The following is a 19,853-nucleotide window of genomic DNA, read 5'->3' on the forward strand; positions in this document are numbered from 1 at the left end:
ACCAGTTATTTTTTAAAAGTAGCGTCGGTAAGGGGGGAATTATCTATGCGGACTGGTATTAAAGTTGTCTTTTGTGTTTTTTAAGCGTCGATTGCAACTTGTAATGAGTTGTCTAAATTCAGTAAGGTCATGCTCTGTCCCCAAACATATCCCGTATCTAGCCCTATAAATTGATGGCTGTTAGTTTGGCCAGAAAGCGCGGCCCAATGACCAAAAACAACCCGTTGTTCAGATGAAAGCTGAGTGTTTTTACGCTCGAACCAAGGCATGATTGTGTTGCTCGTGCTATGAGACACGGCGCTAGGGTGGGACTTGTTATTAAAATCGAGTGTGCCATTATCGTAAACAAATCGCATACGAGTACACGCATTTACGATAAAGCGAAGTCGCTCTGCGCCTTCTAAGTTCTCAGACCAATTATCGGGGGTATTCCCGTACATGCTTTCCAGAAAGTCAGCATAGTTATCAGCCATCAAAATTTCGCTGACTTCGTCGCTAAGAGATATGCTTTGTTCGATAGACCATTTAGGATAAAGCCCCGCATGTATCATTACCGAGCGATCGTCAATTTTCATTGCCAACGGAAAGCGTCGTAGCCAGTCAACAAGTTCAGGTAAGTCTGATGCCTTAAGCAGTGGCTCTAATTTATCTGACTTTTTTGACTTTCGTATGCCATTAACTACCGAGAGCAGATGTAAATCATGATTGCCCAACACGCTATGAAAATTTTTACCGAGGGATTTTAAAAAGCGTAGCGTATTTAGGGAGTCTTCTCCCCGGGCAACTAAGTCGCCTACAGCAAGAAGCGTATCGTTTGTGTCATCGAATTTAACTTTATCAAGAAGGCGACGAAGACCATCATAGCAGCCTTGAATATCGCCAATAACGTAAGTGTTTTCGTGAGACATAAAATCCTTAATGGAGAATACTAGGGATAGCTAGACGAAATATATCGATTGGAAGTCGAAAACGCTCGCCGTCTTCTAACTCCATCTCGTAATAGCCTTCCATATTACCCACTGGGGTGTCAATGACTGCGCCACTCGTATATTCAAATTGCTCGCCAGCTTTCAATATGGGTTGTTTACCCACCACACCTGCGCCTTGTACTTCCGACGTCTTGCCATCTGCGTCAGTTATTTTCCAATAGCGATTAATAAGCTGTACGGTTTTATCACTATTGTTCTCAATTGTGATGTGGTACGCAAAGGCAAACTGCTTTGAATCTGACGGAAGGTGTTCTGGGAGGTGGCGGGTTTTTACCCGCACCTTAATATCAAGTACATCCATGAATATGGCTATTGCTCTTGTTGACTCTCTTTTGCCGTTACTGCATTAGCCAGTGTGGCAAAATCGTTGAGTGATAAAACTTCAGCGCGACAAGTAGGGTCGAGACCCAGTTCACGAATTTCATCTTCACTTAAACAATCTTTAAGTGAGTTGCGTATGGTTTTACGGCGCTGATTAAAGGCTTGAGCACAAACACGTTCGAGTGTATTCACAGACTCAACGTCAACAGGCGGTGCCTGGTGTGGCACAAGCTTCACTACCGCAGAATCGACTTTTGGTGGTGGCTTAAACGCACCAGGCGGCACATTCAGTACCGGGATAACATGGCAATAATATTGTGCCATGACGGAAAGCCTGCCGTAATTTTTCGACCCAGGCCCTGCAGCCAAACGATTAACCACTTCTTTTTGTAGCATGAAGTGCATGTCTTCAATGCAGTGAGCATGGTCGAAAAGGTGGAACATCAACGGCGTTGAGATGTTGTAAGGCAAGTTACCAAACACGCGAAGCTTTTTGTCTTTTACCGGCATCTCTTTGGCCAGTGAGCCAAAATCCATGGTCATCGCGTCTTGTTCAATAACGGTGAGTTTATCACCATTGAACGGATGATGGCGTAAGCGCTTTGCTAAGTCGCGGTCTAATTCTATAACCGTTAGTGCGTCTACTTCTTCACAAACGGGGTCTGTCAACGCACCTAAACCAGGTCCAATCTCTACCAAGTTTTGTTCGTTTTTAGGCGCGATTGCGGCGACAATTTTTCCTATAACATATTCATCATGTAAGAAATTTTGTCCAAATCGCTTTCTGGCCGTATGGCCTAAATGTGTTTTACTCATTGTTGGTGATATGCAAGCTCAATGGCTTTTTCCAATGCTTTTCTAAAACTGCCGGCGTCGGCTTCTCCCGTACCCGCTAAATCTAGCGCAGTACCGTGATCGACCGAAGTGCGAATAAAGGGTAATCCTAAGGTAATGTTCACAGATGCCCCAAAACCTTTGTATTTTAACACGGGAAGGCCCTGGTCATGATACATAGCAAGCACTACGTCAGCATGTTCTAAGTATTTAGGTTGAAAGATGGTATCGGCCGGTAAAGGTCCAGTTATCTTTAGCCCTTCTTCCCTAAGCTCATCGAGCGCAGGAATAATTGTATGAATTTCTTCAGTGCCAATATGCCCATCTTCTCCGGCATGCGGGTTCAAACCGCATACATATATGTGGGGCTCTTTAATACCAAATTTAAGTTTTAAATCGGTATTGATGATATGAATAACTTTGTACAGACGGTCTCGAGTTATTGCTTTTGCTACATATTCTAACGGAATATGGGTTGTAGCAAGCGCAACGTTTAGCCCTTCAGTGGCAAGTAGCATCACAACGTCTATGGTATTTGATTGATACGCAAAAAATTCGGTATGGCCACTAAACGATACGCCCGCTTTGTTAATAATACCTTTGTGAACAGGGCCTGTAACAACCGCATCAAAATCGCCTTCCATATTTGCCTGACACGCTTGACGCAGAGTTTCTACCACGTATAAACCGTTTTCGCTATCAAGGGTGCCCGGTAAAACTTCGACCGACGTATCAATTTGTTTTATAAACAGTGAACCCGCAGCTTGAATCTGCGGGTTATTGGCATCGTAATCGATAAGTGTGAGGGGAAGACCTAAGGCGCTTGCTCGTGCTTTAAGCATCTCGCCATCGGCGAATACGACAAGCTGCGCTTGCCATGCTTCTTGGGCCAGTTTAATTATCAAATCTGGCCCGATACCTGCCGGCTCTCCCGGGGTTATTGCTATTTTTATTGGTGTAGTCATGAATAACTTATTGTTACGACTCGACAACTTCGACGTAAGCTGCATCGCGCATCTCACGTAACCAGTTCTCGGTTTCCTCTGCAAATTTACGGTTGAAGATAAGCTGGTATGCTTTGTCTTCTTTACGCTTATCTGTTGCGTCATCCATGCGACGCTCGATAAGCTGAATTAGGTGCCAGCCATGAACGGTGCGAACTGGTTCACTGAATTCACCCGGCTCAAGTTGAGATAATGCGTCTTTGAATTCAGGAACATAATTGCTCGGGTCTGACCAGCCAAGCTCGCCACCACGAAGGGCCGATCCCGGATCTTCTGAATATTCTTTCGCTAAATCAGCAAATTCTGATTCACCGCTTTTCACTTCTTCTTTGAAGCGAGAGAGCATTGCTTTGGCCTTCTCTTCACTAAGAATGATAGACGGCTTCACAAGAATGTGACGAGAATTTACTTCTTCAACAGTGACTTTTTCAATTCCGCGTGTGTCTAACACTTTCAAAATGTGAAAACCAGCACCACTTCGAATAGGCCCAACAAGCGCATCTTTATCCTTGTCTTGAACAGCTTCAGCAAACAGTGTAGGCATAGCATTAATGTTCAGCCAGCCCATATCACCGCCTTCTAGTGCCTCATTGCCTGACGATGATGCAATGGCGATTTTAGCAAAATCAGAACCTGACTCTAAGAGTGAAATGACTTTATCTGCACGCTCACGAGCAGCTTGAATATCTTCATCCGTTGGTTCCGGCGGAAAACCAATAAGAATGTGGCCTAAACGGTATTCTGCCTGGGTCGCGCCCTGTTGCTCAATTAAGTCAATCAGCGTATCAATTTCTTGTGGCGTAATGTAAACACGACGGCGCACGTTAGCACGGCGAACTTCACCCATGATAATTTCTTCACGAATATCTTCGCGGTAATCATCGTAGGCGATACCCTCAGCTGCCAATTGAGCACGAAGTTGTTCAACGGTTGCATTTTGGTTAGACGCAATATTGCTAATGGTCTGTTCTAACTGTGGGTCGCTGATGCGTATACCCATACGTTCAGCCATTTGAAGCTGTAGGTTTTTGGTGATCAAACGCTCAATAGCCTGTGTGCGCAGCGCTCTGTCTGAAGGCAGCTGTTGATTATTCGCTTCTGCGTTGCGCTTTACTTCTTGTACAAGGGCATCAATTTCGCTTTCAAGTACCACGCCTTGGTCAACAATGACAGCAACACGGTCGAGCATAACTTCTTGCGCAACACTGTTAAACGAGAGTAGGGCACCTAACATCAATGCACGGATAATGAACTTCATACACACTCTTTTATTATTGGTTAATTGCATTTAAGCGATTAAAAACGCTCAACTGCGGGTTAATTTAAACTATAAGGCTGACGATAGCCAAACATACCGTCTTGTAGCATGCTTCTTCGGGTTCCCGACGAACCAATACCTTTAAAGATAAACTGCAGCGATATACCAGAATCAAAGTCGTCGGTTGTTTGCTGGCCAACGTCATTATAACGGTTATTTAAGCTGCGCTGTGCAACAAGGCGCACTGCCCAGCAGCAAGATTCATATTGTATACCTGCATAAGTTTCTACACTTCTGTTGCGCTCTAAATCTCGATACGTACGGCCAACCCATTGCCAGTTTTCAGAAATAGGCCAGCTTGCAGAAATACCGATTTGATCTATCGTCTCGCCGCTGAGATCGCGAACATAGCGATGACTTAATTGAATAAAGCGCGCGTCATCTTTGCGGTATTCAATACCTACGCTACTCAAATCAACTTTATCAGTATCAGTGGTTACCTGCACATCAGAATGGAAGAACCAATTGTTGTTAAAGCGCCAGTCAATTTCGGCCGCAAGTGCAGAACGATCTTGATTTTTAGTTGCCGCAACGACTTTGTTATCTTCAAGGTAGAATATCTGACCCACACTAAGAACAAATTGTTCCCGATTGTTTTTATCAAGCATGCGTGTGGTAGCGCCAAGGGTTATCTGATTGTTGTCACTAATGCGATCAAGTCCAGTAAATTCCTGGCCCCTAAATAGCCCTTCCACGTCGGTAAGAAGAGGCGTGGAATCGTAAAATCCGATGGCAGTTTGGTCTTCATAAGAGGTGTAGAGGTACTGTACTTTCGGCTCTAGTGTCATGGACATGTCGTCACTAAACCATGATGTATCTCGCTCAAAATACAATGCGCCGTAAAGACGCGCTTGACCAAGAGTGCGCTCCACGTCCTCTTTTAAGTTAGTGCCCTCAACGTTATCTTGCTGATAAACCGTTTGAAATACCGTAGTTTCAGCGACAAGTTCACCCCATGCGGCGCGTAGCGGCATCGCCAGTGTTGGCGCAATGTGAAAACGGGTGGCGGTTGGCGCTGTATCTAGCGTATTGTCAAAATGCGCGACTTCTGAATCCAAGTTAAATTCAAAATAGTCGCCTAAAGATTTGCTGTAATTCACCTTTATTTCAGGTACGGCGCGGTAGCTATCTGCGGTGTCACCAAGTACCTCGAAATCTTTTATCTGCATATTTACAGATAAATTTTCTGAGTAGTAACTTAACCCAACGCTGCGATAAAGGTGAGTATCTGCACGGCTGTAATAGTCAGAGCCTAAATCTACAAGGTAGTTATTATCACTCAACCCGTTAAAGTCTATGTTGAGCAACCAATTATCAGCAATCAGGCCTTGGTGTTCTAACCGATAAAAATAACGGTCAGGGTTACCTTCAATATCCGAATCGCTTGGTAAGTATTCTACGTAGGCTTTACCTTCACTGCGCTCAGTTAAATAACGAAACTCAGTATTAAGCTGCAGGCCGCGAAGTGACATCACTCGCGGCGATATCGTCATGTCGTAATTAGGCGCAATATTCCAATAAAAAGGTTGAGTGTAATCGACCCCAGTTCTGCTCGAGCTGGTTAGTTCAGGAAACAGCAGACCTGTTTGTCTTTCATTGCTTACTGGAAAAGCAAAATAGGGTAAGTAGAACACCGGCACGTCGGCAATATAAAACCGAGTATGTTTGGCTTGCCCCCATACTGTCCCTTTTTCCAAACTTATTTCACTGGCCCGTATCGACCAGTCTTCTTCACCTTCAGGGCAGGTAGTAAAGCTTACGTCTTTAAGCACAATACCTGAGGCGGTATCGAGTACTATATCTTTGGCAGCGCCTTGGCCGACAAAACCGGTAAGTTGATATCGGGTGTTTTGCATTTCTAGACGCTCTTCTTCTGAACGAAGAGTTACAGCATCGCTTTCTACTTTTAACTGCGCATCTTGGTAGGTCACATCACCTTTCGCAATAAGGTCGCGACCACCGCCATTGATTTGGGCCTGTGATGCACTGATTATTGCGGTATCCGAGGTAATATCGACATTGCCTGAAAACAGGGCTACGGTATCTTGGATAATTTCAGTGCGGTTTGCTTCCACTTTTACGTGGCCTTTAGGCATTAGTGCCTGGCTGCTAAAAGTAACAGGTTCCACCGAACAAAACGCCAATGGAGCTGCATCTGTTAGGGAGATAGAGTCTAAAGTTGTCGTTTCCTGTGCAAACGCGACCGTAGGCAAAAGAGTCGCGGAAACAAGCATGGCGCAGGTGTTTTTCATGCGTTAATGGGTGGCCTGTTTTGTTGTATGTTGCTTTTAAACCCAAGTGAGACGGTGTGCGTCTTGGTTAGTTCGACATAACGTTTAAAAAACCAGTGATAGTACCAGTTCCAACCAAAGCTTGAGGTGAATCAGTTTATCACTTGCGATTACTTTTTATTTAGGGGCTCAATTCTAAGCACTTCTGGCGCAATTACCAACCATTCAGGTAAAAAAATGCACTTTTATAGGTTTATCATCGCAACGAGTAAGGCGATTATCTGCTCAATGCTTGATTTTAAGCCTTCAAGACCAGAAGAGAGAATCGTGGTTGCCCAATAAATAGCGCATTAGTACTGTTGGGACAGATACTAGGGAAAAACGTCAAGCAAAGCGCTACAAGCGCTAGTTAACTAGCTTATGTATTTGATATGATGCAGGACATGTCACGCTGTGCACGGCGTGCGCAGGCAAAGAAAGCATTACCTTTTTGATTCGTGCACTAATGGAGTATGACGCGATGTCAATTTGGGGAAAAATCCTCGGCGCCTTATTCGGCTTTATGTTTCTTAAAATACCTGGGGCAATTTTAGGCCTATTAGTTGGTCATTTTTTCGATAAAGCCTACCGTCAAGATTTCAATCAGTTAGGTGGATTTGGCCGTTTTTTTACCGATCAGGATAACCTAAAGCAACAGGCTATTTTCTTTCATAGCTTGTTTAGTGCATTAGGGCATTTAGCCAAGTCAGACGGTAAAGTAACAGACCGTGAAATCCAGATCGCTACATCACTAATGGATGAAATGCGCCTAACAGGTGATGCTCGACGTGAAGCACAAGATGCGTTTAGAGAAGGAAAAGCACGGGATTTTCCTTTGGTCGACACCTTAAAAGGGTTCTATGAAGCAAGTCATGGAAGAAGAGATATACTCCAAGTATTTCTGGAAATACTTATCCAAGCTGCATTTGCCGACGGTCAACTCTCTCAAGAGGAATATCATGTACTTGAGAAAGTAGCGAAACCGTTAGGCTTTAGACGCCGGGATTTAGACTACTTAATTTCTATGTACGAGGCGGAAATTCGCTTTAGACAACGAGGCGGTCAGCGTGGTCACTCGGGAGCGGGGCAACGTCAACACTCTGCCGGGCATCAATCTGCATATTCAGAACAGCAAAGTATTGATGACGCTTATAAAATATTAGGCGTGTCGTCTTCCGACGATGAGAAAACCATTAAACGTGCTTACAGAAAACGCATGGCTGAACATCACCCGGATAAGCTTGTCTCTAAAGGGTTGCCAGAGCAGGCCATGGAAATTGCTAAGAAAAAAGCACAAGATATTCAGTCAGCCTATGAATTAATCAAACAAAAGCGTGGCTTTTAAATGGCGAGAACTGAACGCGAGCTAACCTATGTGCCGGCGGCCAGCCAAGCGCATATCGATGGATTTATCGAAATGCTGTGGCTTGAAAAAGGGTTGTCAGAACATACGCAGCAAAGCTATCGCACAGACCTTACCAAGCTTGCTATTTTCAGCAATAACGTAGGCGTTAAAGATATCGCAGTGTTAACTACCGAGCAGCTTCAGGACTATTTAGCATTTCGCCACGATAAAGGATTATCGACACGCAGTACTCAAAGAGCGCTGAGCGCAATTCGAGCGTTTTTCGTTTATCTTATTAGCAAGCAAGTTCGCGTTGATAGCCCAGTTTCAGCGCTATCTAACCCTAAAACACCCAAAGCGTTGCCCTCATCTTTAAGCGAACAGCAGGTAGAAGACTTGCTTAATTCACCGCTTACGGACGACCCTATTGAATGTAGAGATAAAAGCATGCTCGAAGTGCTCTACGCTACCGGTCTTCGAGTGAGTGAACTTATCGGGTTGACGATGGATCAGATAAGTATTCAACAAGGTGTAGTGCGAGTAGTAGGTAAAGGTAACAAAGAGCGTTTAGTTCCATTAGGGGAAGAAGCAATTGAATGGCTGCTTACCTATATCAAAACGGCGCGTCCCATCCTGGCAACTAAGCCCTCTGACTTTGTGTTCCTTAGCAAACGGGGCCAGAAAATGACTCGTCAGACGTTTTGGCACCGTATTAAATATTATGCTGTGAAAGCCGGAATTGAACAGCATTTGTCACCACACACCCTAAGGCATGCCTTCGCAACACATTTGCTTAATCACGGCGCTGATTTGCGTGTTGTGCAAATGCTGTTAGGACACAGTGACCTCTCTACTACTCAAATTTATACCCATGTGGCAACAGAGCGACTTCAAACGCTTATTCACAGTCATCACCCAAGAGGCTAGTGTTAAAAGAACTGAACTTTAAATCACAAATACTATAAGTGGTGTACTGCATAAGATAAGGTTCATATTCAGCGTGTATTAAGTTGAATTGTGTATGGTAGGATATTCTAGTCGAGTGAAAGTTGTTGTGATCGTAATGTGAGCATTAATTAGAATAAGAGCTCTCGGCCATCTTTTTGGCGTGAATATTCCCTGAAAGTTAGCATGTGAAATGCAATTTTTGGGTAACTAATACGGTCTGATGAGAAGTAACGTTAGATTGTAAGCGGTTGCTTTATGGTTAATGAGAGCACCAGCGCAGTTGCCCAAAAGGCACAATGGAGAAATGTTTAGTGAAAGTAGTACAGAAAATATTGTTAGCTGGCGTTGTCGCAGCAAGTTCATTACTCGGGCTTAGCGCACACGCCGCTGATGAAGCCGCTATTCGTGACAAGTTAACGTCGATGTTAGGTTTAGACGTGGAAACGATTGCAGACTCTCCAGTGTCAGGTTTGGTGCAGGTATCTACAAACCGCGGCTTGTTTTACGTTAGTGAAAATGGTCAATACTTACTGCAGGCCCGTGTATTTAATATCGACGAAGAAATGCGCAACGAGACAGAAATTGCGCTTTCTGGTCTGCGTAAAGACGGCGTAAAAAAAATGGAGTCGTCTTCAATAACGTTTAAAGCGAAAGATGAAAAGCACGAAATCAGTGTTTTCACCGACATTACCTGTGGCTACTGCCGTAAATTCCACAACGAAATTGATGCGTTGAATGATGCTGGCATCACTGTTCATTACCTTGCATTTCCTCGTTCGGGCCTAAATAGTCAGAATTACGAAGATATGGTGTCAGTATGGTGTGCCAAAGACCCTCAAAAAGCACTTACTAGAGCAAAAGCGGGTAGCGATGTAGCCAGCGCAAGCTGCAAAAATAAGGTAGCGGAACAGTATATGCTGGGGCAAAAGTTAGGGGTAAATGGCACCCCAAATATTATCTTGCCTGACGGTTCACTGATACCTGGATATCAGCCTGCTGCTTTGTTGACAAAGGCGCTAGAAGCGACAGAATAACGCTTTGTAGAACTCCAAAAGATTATAGAAAAAACGCACTTGTGCGTTTTTTCTTTTTCTGGGGTATTATCTCTTAAATTCTTTTCCAAAAAGTTTTTCATCACATTTTTGTACAGTGAGACATTGCGATACTGAAAGAGTAGGTTGTTACTGTAAAGAGTATGTCGACACTGTACATCATCAATTGTAACGACAATATTGGTTAGTGGTATCTCATGATTTTGCCTATTGTTCGCCGCGAGGTTTCGGGCACCTCGCTAAGCTCAGACTTACACCCAGTTATCGACAGAATTTATCGTGGCCGCAATGTTGCGAATATGGATGATTTGGAAAACGGTCTCAAAGGATTGACCCACTTCAACGCCCTGAAAGGGATGCCAGAAGCAGCGCAAATCCTCGCTGATGCGATAGAACAAAATAAGCGCATAATTATTGTTGGCGATTTTGATGCCGATGGTGCCACCAGTACCTCAGTGTGCATTTTGGCGCTTCGCGCCATGGGCTATCACAATGTCGATTTCCTAGTGCCTAATCGATTCGATTTTGGATACGGACTTAGCGTGCCCATCGTAGACGAAGCTGCTAAACAAGGGGCAGAGGTAATTGTTACGGTGGATAACGGCATATCCTGTATTGATGGTGTAACCCATGCTAAAGCACTAGGAATGCAGGTTGTTGTTACCGACCACCATTTACCTGGTGAAGTCTTACCGCCAGCTGACGCGATAGTAAATCCTAACCAACCCGGTTGTACGTTTCCCTCTAAAAACTTAGCAGGTGTCGGCGTTGCCTTTTATATTATGCTTGCGCTAAAGGCTGAGTTGCAGCAGCGAGGGTATTTTGAAAAGGTAGGCATCGCGCCGCCAAATTTAGCTTCACTGCTTGATATCGTTGCCGTCGGTACTGTGGCAGACGTGGTGGTACTGGATAAGAATAATCGAATTTTGGTTCACCAGGGGCTTCAGCGCATTCGGGCTGGCAAATGCCGGCCAGGTATTAAGGCGCTGGTGGAAGTGGCCAATCGCGATTGCGCTCATTTGACGTCAACTGACTTAGGCTTTGTTGTTGGGCCTAGGCTCAATGCGGCAGGACGCCTCGATGACATGTCGCAAGGCATTGCCTGCCTGTTAGAAGAAGAAGTGATTCAAGCGCGAATGATAGCGGCTGAACTTGACGCGCTTAATAAAGAGCGCCGTGAAATTGAAACCGGTATGAAAGCGCAAGCTGAAGCTGTGCTTGAGCAAATGGCGCTAGATGAGGGGGATATGCCAAGTGCACTGGTGGTTTATCGTGAAGACTTCCATCAGGGCGTTATTGGGATAGTCGCAGGGCGTTTAAAAGAAAAGTATCTTAAACCCGTTATCGCTTTTGCCCATCAAGACGACGCAATCATTAAGGGCTCCGCACGCTCTATTCCGGGCGTACACATTCGTGATGTGCTTGATGAAGTGAATACCCGCTATCCGGGTGTTATTGAAAAGTTTGGTGGGCACGCCATGGCAGCAGGCCTAAGCTTGCCTGTTGAAAAGTTGCAAGACTTTGAGAAGGGGTTTATTGAAATCGCGGCTAGGCATATGGAAAAACTCGACGGTAGTCACGCGCTGCTCTCGGACGGTGATTTATCATCAGAAGAACTCTGTCTGCCTTTTGCACACCTGCTGCGACAAGCTGGCCCATTTGGACAAGGCTTCGAGTCTCCACTATTTGATGGTGAATTTACCCTTCTCGATCAGCGTTTAGTGGGGCAAAAACATCTTAAAATGGTGCTAAAGTCTGACGGTATCAACGAGGTCGACGCTATAGCATTTAATGTTGATATCAACTCATGGCCAAATGCTATGATCAAGCGTATTCGAATTGCTTATCGACTCGATATCAATGTATTTAGAGGGCAAGAAACGGTGCAACTTATTGTGGAGCAAATAGAAGCGATATAGCATAGTGGACGTGGCTTCAGGGAAAATCAAAGGGTACAAAAGGGTGAAAAGCGAAAGACAGAAATTGGTTGAAAAGCATCGTCAGCTAAATCAAACCGACACTGTTAAAGTGATGTCGCATGTGCAGCGTGAAGAGAAAGACAGTGATTGGATCCGCCACACCATTATGCTGGAAGGCATCGATGTGCCCTTTATCTACCGACGTAAGCAGCAGTACCAGAGCTTGAAAGGTGCTCGGGTTAATGTGACTTACTATCGACATGTTGAAGATGTGGCCGGTATTGAATTTGAAACTATGAAAGTGGTTCGAATCAAACGCAGTTAGGCGCGTGGCTCGTAGAATGCTCCATTGCCGTCTAATGAATAAAAATTGAAACGGGATCGCTGCTACGGGTAGCAACATCGTATGCCGATAAAACACAGTGAGAAACAATGAATAATGAATGGTTAAATGCCTATGTGTTACATAGACGCCCCTACAGGGAAACCAGCTATATTGTTGATTTTTTCACGTTGGAAGAAGGACGGATAAGTGCGGTTGCGAAAGGCGTAAAAAACAGTAAGTCAGATAAAAAAAGTCTGCTCCAACCTTTTCAACACCTTCTTTTGCAGCTTAGTGGTAAATCAGAGCTGAAAAACTTGCGGCACGTTGAAAGTGTTTCTCCCTCCATCAATCTTGCGGGTACCGCCTTATTTTGTGCCATGTATGTCAATGAATTAACTAACCGCATAATGCCTGCAGGTCTCGCCAGCGATGGCGTGCACAATGCGTATGAAAATGCACTGTTATCACTGCGTGATGAAAACGATATAGAAGTTACCTTGAGGCAGTTTGAGTTTGCATTGCTTGATGAAATGGGTTTGTTGCCCGATTTCACTACGGACGTGGAATACGAGATGCCGATAGTGGAAAGCGGAAGCTACCATTTTCAGATGGATGCTGGATTTATTAGATTGCCAGAGGATGTGGCAGGCGCAAGAGGAATGCGGGGGTTACCTGGCCAAGCCTTACTCAGTTTGTCGCAGGGCGAATTTACCCCCCTTAGTAAAAAGGTGGCAAAAGTACTTTGCCGCGATTTACTTAAACCACTTATTGGTGACAAGCCGCTGAAAAGTCGGGAACTCTTTATGTCAAAGCCCCGTTGAGCATTCGCGTAAAGGGTGGACAAGATAACGGCTTGTTCATCTTAGTAAAAATTATTTTCTCTTAACTCAAGCGCGTAAACAGCACCTAAAATCAAAAACTTTGTTACAATCTTCAAACCTTACAAAGGCGTATTACGCCGTTAAATCAACTTGATAGATACGAAGAGTGCTTCTTCGTTCTTTTACGCTAGGTGGTGAAATGAGCACGATTTTATTAGGCGTTAACATCGACCATATCGCAACGCTTCGCAATGCGCGTGGTACACATTATCCAGATCCAGTGCACGCTGCTGATATAGCTGAGCGTGCGGGCGCAGATGGCATAACGGTTCATTTACGTGAAGATCGCCGCCATATAAAAGACCGCGACGTACGTATTTTGGCGCAGACCATCAATACGCGACTGAATTTAGAAATGGCAGTCACCGATGAAATGCTTGCTATTGCAGAGGAAGTGAAACCCGTTTTTTGCTGCTTAGTACCTGAAAAGCGAGAAGAATTAACCACTGAAGGTGGCCTTGATGTAGCGGGCAATTTTCACAATATCAAAGCCGCCTGTGAAAGACTCGCTAATGCAAACATTCTGGTGTCGTTATTTATTGATGCAGATAAAGCGCAAATTGACGCGGCAGCAGCATGTAAAGCGCCTTATATCGAAATTCATACAGGGCAATACGCAGAAGCCATCAGCGAAGAAGAGCAGCACAAAGAACTCGCTCGTTTAGTAGAGGGAATTGAGTACGCCGACAGTTTAGGGCTGAAAGTGAATGCGGGTCATGGCTTGCACTATCATAATGTTAAACCTATCGCGGCTATTCCTCAGCTAATCGAGCTAAACATTGGTCACGCCATTATTGCGCGCGCGGCGTTTGATGGCCTTCACACTGCCGTTGCCGATATGCGTAAACTCATGCTTGAAGCTCGAGCAGGTATTTAATAAAGGTAAAACAAACAGTGGCTATCGCTGGATTGGGTACGGATATAGTAGAAATTGCACGCCTTGGAAAAGGCGATGGTGTCAATGAACGCTTGGCCAAGCGTGTGCTTACGGCTGCTGAACTGCAGCAGTTCAGTGAGCACAGCACGCCGGTGCGCTTTTTAGCCAAACGCTTTGCTGCAAAAGAAGCGGCGGTTAAAGCGCTAGGCACTGGTATTGGCAATGGTGTCAGCTGGCAACATATTGAAGTGCGCAATAACGACCTAGGTGCGCCAGAATTACATTTTTCTGGTGAATTTGCATCAATATGTGAAGCGCGAGGCATAACACGAAGTGTAATTAGTATCTCAGATGAGCAGCATTACGCCGTTGCCACCGTTATACTAGAGACAGCGTAACCATGGGCTTCCTTTGAGGGAAGCAACACGTTAGCCAACAGTGCTTACTTTTCTTATTAATATTTTTTAGAAAGCATCGACGGCAGATTCTTATGAAGGTTGAAAGGCCTAGCAAAAACCATTTATACAAACAGGGAACCGGAGTCTCACTTGGCAAACCTTTTCAAACAGTCGCGCAGTAAGCAAAAAGATAAAGCGTCTCGTACTCAAAGCAGTGCTTCAAAAAGAGGAAGTGTTAGTGCAAATGCGCAGGTCGCTGGTCTGCGGTTTGGGAAGGATAAAAAAACAACAAATATCAGCGCAAGCCAAGCAATAGATACGGTAACCATTGATGATTTAGATTGGATGGGTAATGGCGTGGCGCGCGGTAATCCCATGGTGTTTGTGGAAGGCGCCCTTGTAGGAGAAACCTGCGATATAGAGGCGTTATCTAGTAAAAAGAAAGTCATAAACGCCAAAGCGAAAAAAATCCACGCGCCAAGTGAAGTAAGACAAGTACCTTTTTGCCCTGTGTTTGATGCATGCGGCGGGTGCCAGCTACAGCACATAAAACCCGACGCTGCCCTTGCGCAACGTGACCTTGCCCTTAAAGTGATGATGGAGCGTCACCTTGCAATGAAGCCACACGTTTGGCAAGCATCTCTAGAGGGGCCTCGCCCTCAATATCGCAGGAAAGCAAGGCTGGCCATAGATGCCCGTAACCCTAATCTAATTAAGTTGGGCTTCCGCGAAGCGAATAGCAATAATGTTATCAATGTAGAAACATGCCCTATATTGGTTGACCCGCTATCTACAATTATTGGTCCGTTGCGAGACGCGTTGACAGGGTTTGAGTCTGCTCGTCATATTGGGCATGTTAGCCTTGTTGCAGGTGATAATACCTCACACCTTGTTATTAAACACACCAAAGCCCTTGAGGCTGAGCTGATTGATGCGGTGAGCGCATTGGTGAGCGAAAATTTCTCTGTTAGCGACCATGATATCGAATTCAAACTTGAGAATAAGCAAGGGCAAATTCGCAGTGTAGGTAAGCATACTGATATTGTTATGAATACGGTAAATGGTTGCTCAATTTCCCCCAGTGCTAACGACTTTATTCAAATAAATAAAGTGGTTAATGAAAAAATGATTAACCAAGCAATAGACTGGCTAAGTCCTCAGCCCGACGAGCGTGTAGCTGATTGGTTTAGCGGGCTGGGTAATTTTACTTTGCCCATTGCTAAGCGAGGTGCAAAGGTTCAAGCGATAGAGGGTGTGGCCGAGATGGTGCGCCGAGCTAAAGACAATGCACAGCAGCAGGGCATTGAAAATGTTGAGTGGCTGCATTTAGATTTAGCCGATAAGACCAACGTCGAGGCTTCATTGCAACAAGGCGTTGATAAGGTATTGCTAGACCCCTCACGAGAAGGGGCGTTGACTGTTTGTCACGCGCTTGTAAAAGCACTACCAAAAACGATAGTGTATGTTTCTTGCAATCCAAGTACGTTTACAAGAGATGCAAAGGTGTTGATAGACGGAGGTTATGAAATGGAAAAAGCGGGCGTAGCAGAAATGTTCCCCTTCACCCATCACATGGAAATGATGGCCTTGTTTACGCGTAAGCAGCAGTAACGAGTAAAGGATATGGTATCTACAAGAAAGGTCCACGAAGCCGATCGGCCGCCCTTTGAAGCGTGGTTAGACAGCCTAGAGCTAAGTGCAGAAACAAAAGAAAAGCTAAGTGCGGTGTCCTCCATGCCTGAGCGACTATTGGTTGGTCAGGAAATGGTTGAGATTTTGTGCCAACTTAATATGGATGATGCGACGCTGCAGGCCGCGCTGGTTTTTCCTTATTGCGAACAGCATGCGTTGAGTGAAGACGACATATATGAAGAGTTTGGCGGCGAGATTCGCGACCTCATTGTTGGTGTTCGCCGCATGGATGCCATAAAGTCGTTACACGCTCGTAAAGTAAGTGGCTCTGGCTTTGCTCAGAAATCAGATGAACAGCACATAGACAGCATTCGTCGCATGCTGCTTGCGATGGTAGAAGACGTACGCGCCGTTGTAATAAAAATGGCCGAGCGTATTTGCGCACTACAACAGGTTAAAAAAGCCGACGAAGAAACTCGCGTCATGGTGGCACGGGAGTGCGCTAGTATTTATGCGCCACTAGCAAATCGTTTGGGCATAGGTCAGCTAAAGTGGGAGCTTGAAGATCTCGCTTTTCGTTATTTGCATCCGATTACCTATAAACAAATTGCGCAGCAGCTTGACGGCAAGCGCAGAGAACGCGCCGAATATATAGATACTATTGTAGACGATCTGCAAGGTTTGCTTGACAGCGAAGAGATCCGCGCCGAGGTTTATGGTCGCCCTAAGCATATTTTCAGCATTTGGAAAAAAATGCAGAAAAAGCGCCTTACGTTTGAGCAGCTTTTCGACATTCGTGCAGTGCGTATTATTGCCGAGCGTTTGCAAGACTGTTACGCAGCGCTAGGCACCGTTCACGCTAGTTACAAGCATTTACCCAACGAGTTTGACGATTATATTGCAACACCAAAGCCCAATGGCTATCAATCTATTCATACGGTTATTGTGGGGCCTGAAGGGAAGTCGGTCGAGATTCAAATTCGCACACAGAAAATGCATCAGGATGCAGAGCTTGGTGTGGCTGCGCACTGGAAGTACAAAGAAGGTAGCACGGGCAAGCAGTCAGGCTATGACGAGCGCATAAATTGGCTTCGTCGTATACTTGCATGGCAAGAAGAAGTGGCCGAATCGGGTGATTTGGTTGAAGAGCTTCGTAGCCAGGTGTTTGACGATAGAGTGTACGTGTTCACACCGAAAGGCGACGTTATTGACCTTCCCCAAGGTGCTACGCCGCTTGATTTTGCGTATTACATTCACAGTAATGTAGGTCATCGCTGCATTGGCGCAAAAGTGAATGGGCGTATCGTACCGTTTACTTACTTGCTGCAAAGTGGGGATCAGATAGAAGTACTCACCGGCAAAGAACCAAACCCAAGTCGCGACTGGATGCACCCTGGCCTTGGTTATGTGCACTCCTCACGGGCCCGTGCCACCATTCATTCGTATTTTAAGAAACAGGACAGGGATAAAAACCTTGCCGCTGGCAAAGAGCTGTTAGAGCGTGAGCTTCAGCGCGCCCACTTGTCAGCTAAAGTACCTAATGAGGCATTTGAGAAGTTTAACTTACAAAGCCTTGATGATTTGTATACTGCGGTAGGCGCTGGCGATGTGCGCGTTATGCAGGTGATTAACTTTATTCACCATTTGCAGGAGCCGCCAGCCCCAGAGCCCGAGATAAGCCCGAAGGTTAAAACCAGAAAAACCGCAGCCGGCACAGGTAAGAAAGATGCGGTGGTAGTGCAGGGCGTGGGTCACCTAATGAGCCAGCTGGCGAACTGCTGTAAGCCGGTGCCCGGCGAAGCTATATTGGGTTATATCACCCAAGGTCGCGGTGTAAGCGTTCATAAAGAAAATTGCGACCAGCTGCAGCACTTGTTGTCACAGCACCCTGAACGCCAAATAGAAGTGAATTGGTCACAAGAGCTTAAAGTGGGTTTTGAGACGGGCATTGATATATTTTGTCATGATAGAACAGGGCTGTTGCGCGACATCACTACGGTGTTGGCTAACGAAAACGTGCCGTTATTAGGTGTAAACAGCTTAAGTGACAAAAACAGACAAACGGCGCTAATCACTATTTCGATAGAAGTTCATGATCTCGACACCGTATCAAAAGTGCTAACTCGACTGCGACAGCTTAAAGGCGTGACTGATGCAAAACGCAAACAAAGCTAAGCTTACTGAAATGCAGCGGCTGCTTGAAATAATGGAACAGCTGCGCGACCCCCAATCTGGGTGCCCGTGGGATGTGAAACAGACCATGGAAAGTCTAACTCGCTACACCATAGAAGAAGCCTACGAAGTGGCTGATGCTATTGCCACTGGTGATATGCGCGATATTAAGGATGAGTTGGGTGACTTGCTGTTTCAAGTGGTGTTCTACGCGCAGATAGCCAGTGAATCTAAAGCGTTTTCTTTTGACGATGTGGCGCAGAGTATCAGCGACAAGCTGGTGCGTCGTCACCCTCATGTTTTTGCTGATAGTGCCAATAGCAATAACGGTTTAAATGAGACCGCGCTGAACGAACAATGGGAATCAATCAAGGCTGAAGAAAGACGCGCTAAACAAACTGGTAATCACAGTATTTTAGATAGTGTTCCGTCAGGAATGCCAGCACTGATGTACGCACAAAAGTTGCAAAAAGCATGTGCCAAGGTTGGCTTTGATTGGCCTGATGCCGCACCCGTAATAGATAAAGTACGTGAGGAAGTGGAAGAGATTCAGCAAGAACTGGATTTCAAACAGCGAGCACAAGGGGCACTGAATGCTGGCGTTGCACCTTTAAACAGTGGCGTGCCCGATAACCAACAAGCTATTGAAGAAGAAATTGGCGATGCACTTTTTGCCATGGTTAACTTGGCAAGGCATTGCAAGGTAGATGCTGATACCGCACTTCGAAACGCCAGTAATAAGTTTGCTAACCGTTTTAAAGGAGTAGAGCACTTGGCGGCAGAGCAGGGCGAGAAGCTCGACGCATTGACGCTTGATGAAATGGAAGCGCTGTGGCAGCAAGTTAAAAAGTCCTCTCGTTCTAAGTGAAGAGCTCGTTATGGAGTCTCCAAACACGCCTCGTTAATTAACTTTCTACCATATTCGCCTATCAGAAAACGAATGGCCTATGAATTAGACCAATGTAGATGGAAACTTTCCCATTTTGGCTTATGTTTATAATGTAGGTTTGATTTACGACAAGGCCACGTAGATCCGTTTTGTCTAAAATCTGTGTATAAAAATGGCACATTGGAAGGGTGTTTAACCAGTGTTCTTCAAAAGCACTGGCCGAGGAGTTGGTTTGGATTGGGCGTAATTGTTTTATGAAAAAAATACTGTATTCAACGCTGGGGTTGTTCTTAACGCTCTTAGGCATTGTTGGAGCATTCTTACCGGTAATGCCAACCACGGTATTTTTGATAGCTGCGCTTTTTTGTTTTACGAAATCCTCACCGCGCCTTGAAAGCTGGTTGATTCAGCATCCCAAATACGGCCCAGGTCTTGTTGCATGGCGAAAGCATGGTGCAATATCGAAAAAGGTAAAATGCATTGCCTGCTGTAGCATGCTTTTAAGCTTTATTTTTGTTTGCCTGTTTGCATCTATTCCCATTCCTGCCTACATAGGCATTGGTGTGTTTATGGGAGTCGGCGCGTACTTTGTGGTTACACGCCCCAGTCTTCCTGCTATTTAGTTTCTTCAAACGCATTAAGTCACGCTTATTTTGAGAAGTCTTTGCCTTATTCGAAG

The 19,853-nt window shown here is 45.3% G+C and carries 18 protein-coding genes; 12 read left to right on the forward strand and 6 right to left on the reverse strand.

Annotated elements, in window-relative coordinates; translation table 11 throughout:
* Positions 1-80 precede the first annotated feature (80 nt).
* From GVO62_RS07190 to lptD, 6 genes are read right to left on the reverse strand one after another with little or no spacing between them, the layout of a single operon-like run.
* Positions 81-908, reverse strand: a complete 828-nt coding sequence (locus GVO62_RS07190; RefSeq protein WP_159118377.1) for a symmetrical bis(5'-nucleosyl)-tetraphosphatase — start codon at positions 906-908, stop codon at positions 81-83.
* Between the two features lie 7 nt (positions 909-915).
* Complete coding sequence (gene apaG, locus GVO62_RS07195; RefSeq protein ID WP_159118378.1) at positions 916-1,290, reverse strand: Co2+/Mg2+ efflux protein ApaG; 375 nt, start codon at positions 1,288-1,290, stop codon at positions 916-918.
* 8 nt (positions 1,291-1,298) lie between these two features.
* A complete protein-coding gene (rsmA, locus tag GVO62_RS07200; RefSeq protein WP_120960816.1) occupies positions 1,299-2,126 on the reverse strand; it encodes a 16S rRNA (adenine(1518)-N(6)/adenine(1519)-N(6))-dimethyltransferase RsmA in 828 nt (275 codons plus the stop codon).
* Complete coding sequence (gene pdxA / locus GVO62_RS07205) at positions 2,123-3,109, reverse strand: 4-hydroxythreonine-4-phosphate dehydrogenase PdxA (protein ID WP_159118379.1); 987 nt, start codon at positions 3,107-3,109, stop codon at positions 2,123-2,125. Before pdxA ends, rsmA begins: the two co-directional genes overlap by 4 nt.
* Positions 3,110-3,122: 13 nt before the next feature.
* Positions 3,123-4,436, reverse strand: coding sequence for a peptidylprolyl isomerase SurA (gene surA / locus GVO62_RS07210; protein WP_268891131.1), 1,314 nt, complete (start codon positions 4,434-4,436; stop codon positions 3,123-3,125).
* Positions 4,437-4,465: 29 nt separating this feature from the next.
* Entirely contained in the window at positions 4,466-6,718 is a 2,253-nt protein-coding gene (gene lptD / locus GVO62_RS07215) for an LPS assembly protein LptD (RefSeq protein ID WP_159118381.1), read from the reverse strand.
* A gap of 499 nt (positions 6,719-7,217) precedes the next feature.
* Between lptD and djlA the strand changes: the two genes are divergently transcribed.
* The 12 genes from djlA (at position 7,218) to GVO62_RS07275 (ending at position 19,797) form a co-directional block, all read left to right on the forward strand.
* Positions 7,218-8,081, forward strand: coding sequence for a co-chaperone DjlA (gene djlA, locus GVO62_RS07220; protein ID WP_159118382.1), 864 nt, complete (start codon positions 7,218-7,220; stop codon positions 8,079-8,081).
* Positions 8,082-9,008: a site-specific tyrosine recombinase XerD gene (gene xerD / locus GVO62_RS07225; protein ID WP_159118383.1), complete on the forward strand. Its 927-nt coding sequence runs from the start codon at positions 8,082-8,084 to the stop codon at positions 9,006-9,008. It abuts the gene before it with no gap.
* Between the two features lie 332 nt (positions 9,009-9,340).
* Positions 9,341-10,063, forward strand: a complete 723-nt coding sequence (dsbC, locus tag GVO62_RS07230; RefSeq protein ID WP_159118384.1) for a bifunctional protein-disulfide isomerase/oxidoreductase DsbC — start codon at positions 9,341-9,343, stop codon at positions 10,061-10,063.
* A 215-nt stretch (positions 10,064-10,278) separates the two neighbouring features.
* Positions 10,279-12,000, forward strand: a complete 1,722-nt coding sequence (recJ, locus tag GVO62_RS07235) for a single-stranded-DNA-specific exonuclease RecJ (protein WP_159118385.1) — start codon at positions 10,279-10,281, stop codon at positions 11,998-12,000.
* A gap of 43 nt (positions 12,001-12,043) precedes the next feature.
* On the forward strand, positions 12,044-12,325 hold the full coding sequence (locus GVO62_RS07240; protein WP_159118386.1) for a hypothetical protein: 282 nt from the start codon (positions 12,044-12,046) through the stop codon (positions 12,323-12,325).
* Positions 12,326-12,432: 107 nt separating this feature from the next.
* Positions 12,433-13,146 carry a DNA repair protein RecO gene (recO, locus tag GVO62_RS07245; RefSeq protein ID WP_159118387.1) on the forward strand — a complete coding sequence of 238 codons (714 nt, stop codon included), beginning with the start codon at positions 12,433-12,435 and terminating at the stop codon, positions 13,144-13,146.
* Between the two features lie 199 nt (positions 13,147-13,345).
* Positions 13,346-14,083: a pyridoxine 5'-phosphate synthase gene (gene pdxJ, locus GVO62_RS07250; protein ID WP_159118388.1), complete on the forward strand. Its 738-nt coding sequence runs from the start codon at positions 13,346-13,348 to the stop codon at positions 14,081-14,083.
* 17 nt (positions 14,084-14,100) lie between these two features.
* Positions 14,101-14,481 (forward strand): holo-ACP synthase, encoded by a 381-nt coding sequence (gene acpS / locus GVO62_RS07255; protein ID WP_159118389.1) that lies wholly within the window; start codon positions 14,101-14,103, stop codon positions 14,479-14,481.
* Positions 14,482-14,631: 150 nt separating this feature from the next.
* Entirely contained in the window at positions 14,632-16,092 is a 1,461-nt protein-coding gene (gene rlmD, locus GVO62_RS07260) for a 23S rRNA (uracil(1939)-C(5))-methyltransferase RlmD (protein WP_159118390.1), read from the forward strand.
* Between the two features lie 12 nt (positions 16,093-16,104).
* Entirely contained in the window at positions 16,105-18,288 is a 2,184-nt protein-coding gene (gene relA / locus GVO62_RS07265; protein ID WP_159118391.1) for a GTP diphosphokinase, read from the forward strand.
* Positions 18,266-19,153, forward strand: coding sequence for a nucleoside triphosphate pyrophosphohydrolase (gene mazG, locus GVO62_RS07270; RefSeq protein WP_159118392.1), 888 nt, complete (start codon positions 18,266-18,268; stop codon positions 19,151-19,153). The genes relA and mazG overlap by 23 nt, the downstream gene beginning before the upstream one ends.
* A gap of 275 nt (positions 19,154-19,428) precedes the next feature.
* Positions 19,429-19,797: a YbaN family protein gene (locus tag GVO62_RS07275; RefSeq protein ID WP_159118393.1), complete on the forward strand. Its 369-nt coding sequence runs from the start codon at positions 19,429-19,431 to the stop codon at positions 19,795-19,797.
* The last annotated feature ends 56 nt before the right edge of the window (positions 19,798-19,853 follow it).

It is taken from the genome of Alteromonas sp. KUL150, from assembly GCF_009811475.1.
Lineage (GTDB): Bacteria > Pseudomonadota > Gammaproteobacteria > Enterobacterales > Alteromonadaceae > Alteromonas > Alteromonas gracilis.

What these genes read in the sequence shown, in the direction of transcription:
- GVO62_RS07190 (WP_159118377.1), bottom strand. Translation starts at nt 908, where the DNA reads ATGTCTCACGAAAACACTTACGTTATTGGCGATATTCAAGGCTGCTAT.
- apaG (WP_159118378.1), bottom strand. Translation starts at nt 1,290, where the DNA reads ATGGATGTACTTGATATTAAGGTGCGGGTAAAAACCCGCCACCTCCCA.
- rsmA (WP_120960816.1), bottom strand. Translation starts at nt 2,126, where the DNA reads ATGAGTAAAACACATTTAGGCCATACGGCCAGAAAGCGATTTGGACAA.
- pdxA (WP_159118379.1), bottom strand. Translation starts at nt 3,109, where the DNA reads ATGACTACACCAATAAAAATAGCAATAACCCCGGGAGAGCCGGCAGGT.
- surA (WP_268891131.1), bottom strand. Translation starts at nt 4,436, where the DNA reads ATGCAATTAACCAATAATAAAAGAGTGTGTATGAAGTTCATTATCCGT.
- lptD (WP_159118381.1), bottom strand. Translation starts at nt 6,718, where the DNA reads ATGAAAAACACCTGCGCCATGCTTGTTTCCGCGACTCTTTTGCCTACG.
- djlA (WP_159118382.1), top strand. Translation starts at nt 7,218, where the DNA reads ATGTCAATTTGGGGAAAAATCCTCGGCGCCTTATTCGGCTTTATGTTT.
- xerD (WP_159118383.1), top strand. Translation starts at nt 8,082, where the DNA reads ATGGCGAGAACTGAACGCGAGCTAACCTATGTGCCGGCGGCCAGCCAA.
- recJ (WP_159118385.1), top strand. Translation starts at nt 10,279, where the DNA reads ATGATTTTGCCTATTGTTCGCCGCGAGGTTTCGGGCACCTCGCTAAGC.
- recO (WP_159118387.1), top strand. Translation starts at nt 12,433, where the DNA reads ATGAATAATGAATGGTTAAATGCCTATGTGTTACATAGACGCCCCTAC.
- pdxJ (WP_159118388.1), top strand. Translation starts at nt 13,346, where the DNA reads ATGAGCACGATTTTATTAGGCGTTAACATCGACCATATCGCAACGCTT.
- relA (WP_159118391.1), top strand. Translation starts at nt 16,105, where the DNA reads ATGGTATCTACAAGAAAGGTCCACGAAGCCGATCGGCCGCCCTTTGAA.
- mazG (WP_159118392.1), top strand. Translation starts at nt 18,266, where the DNA reads ATGCAAAACGCAAACAAAGCTAAGCTTACTGAAATGCAGCGGCTGCTT.
- GVO62_RS07275 (WP_159118393.1), top strand. Translation starts at nt 19,429, where the DNA reads ATGAAAAAAATACTGTATTCAACGCTGGGGTTGTTCTTAACGCTCTTA.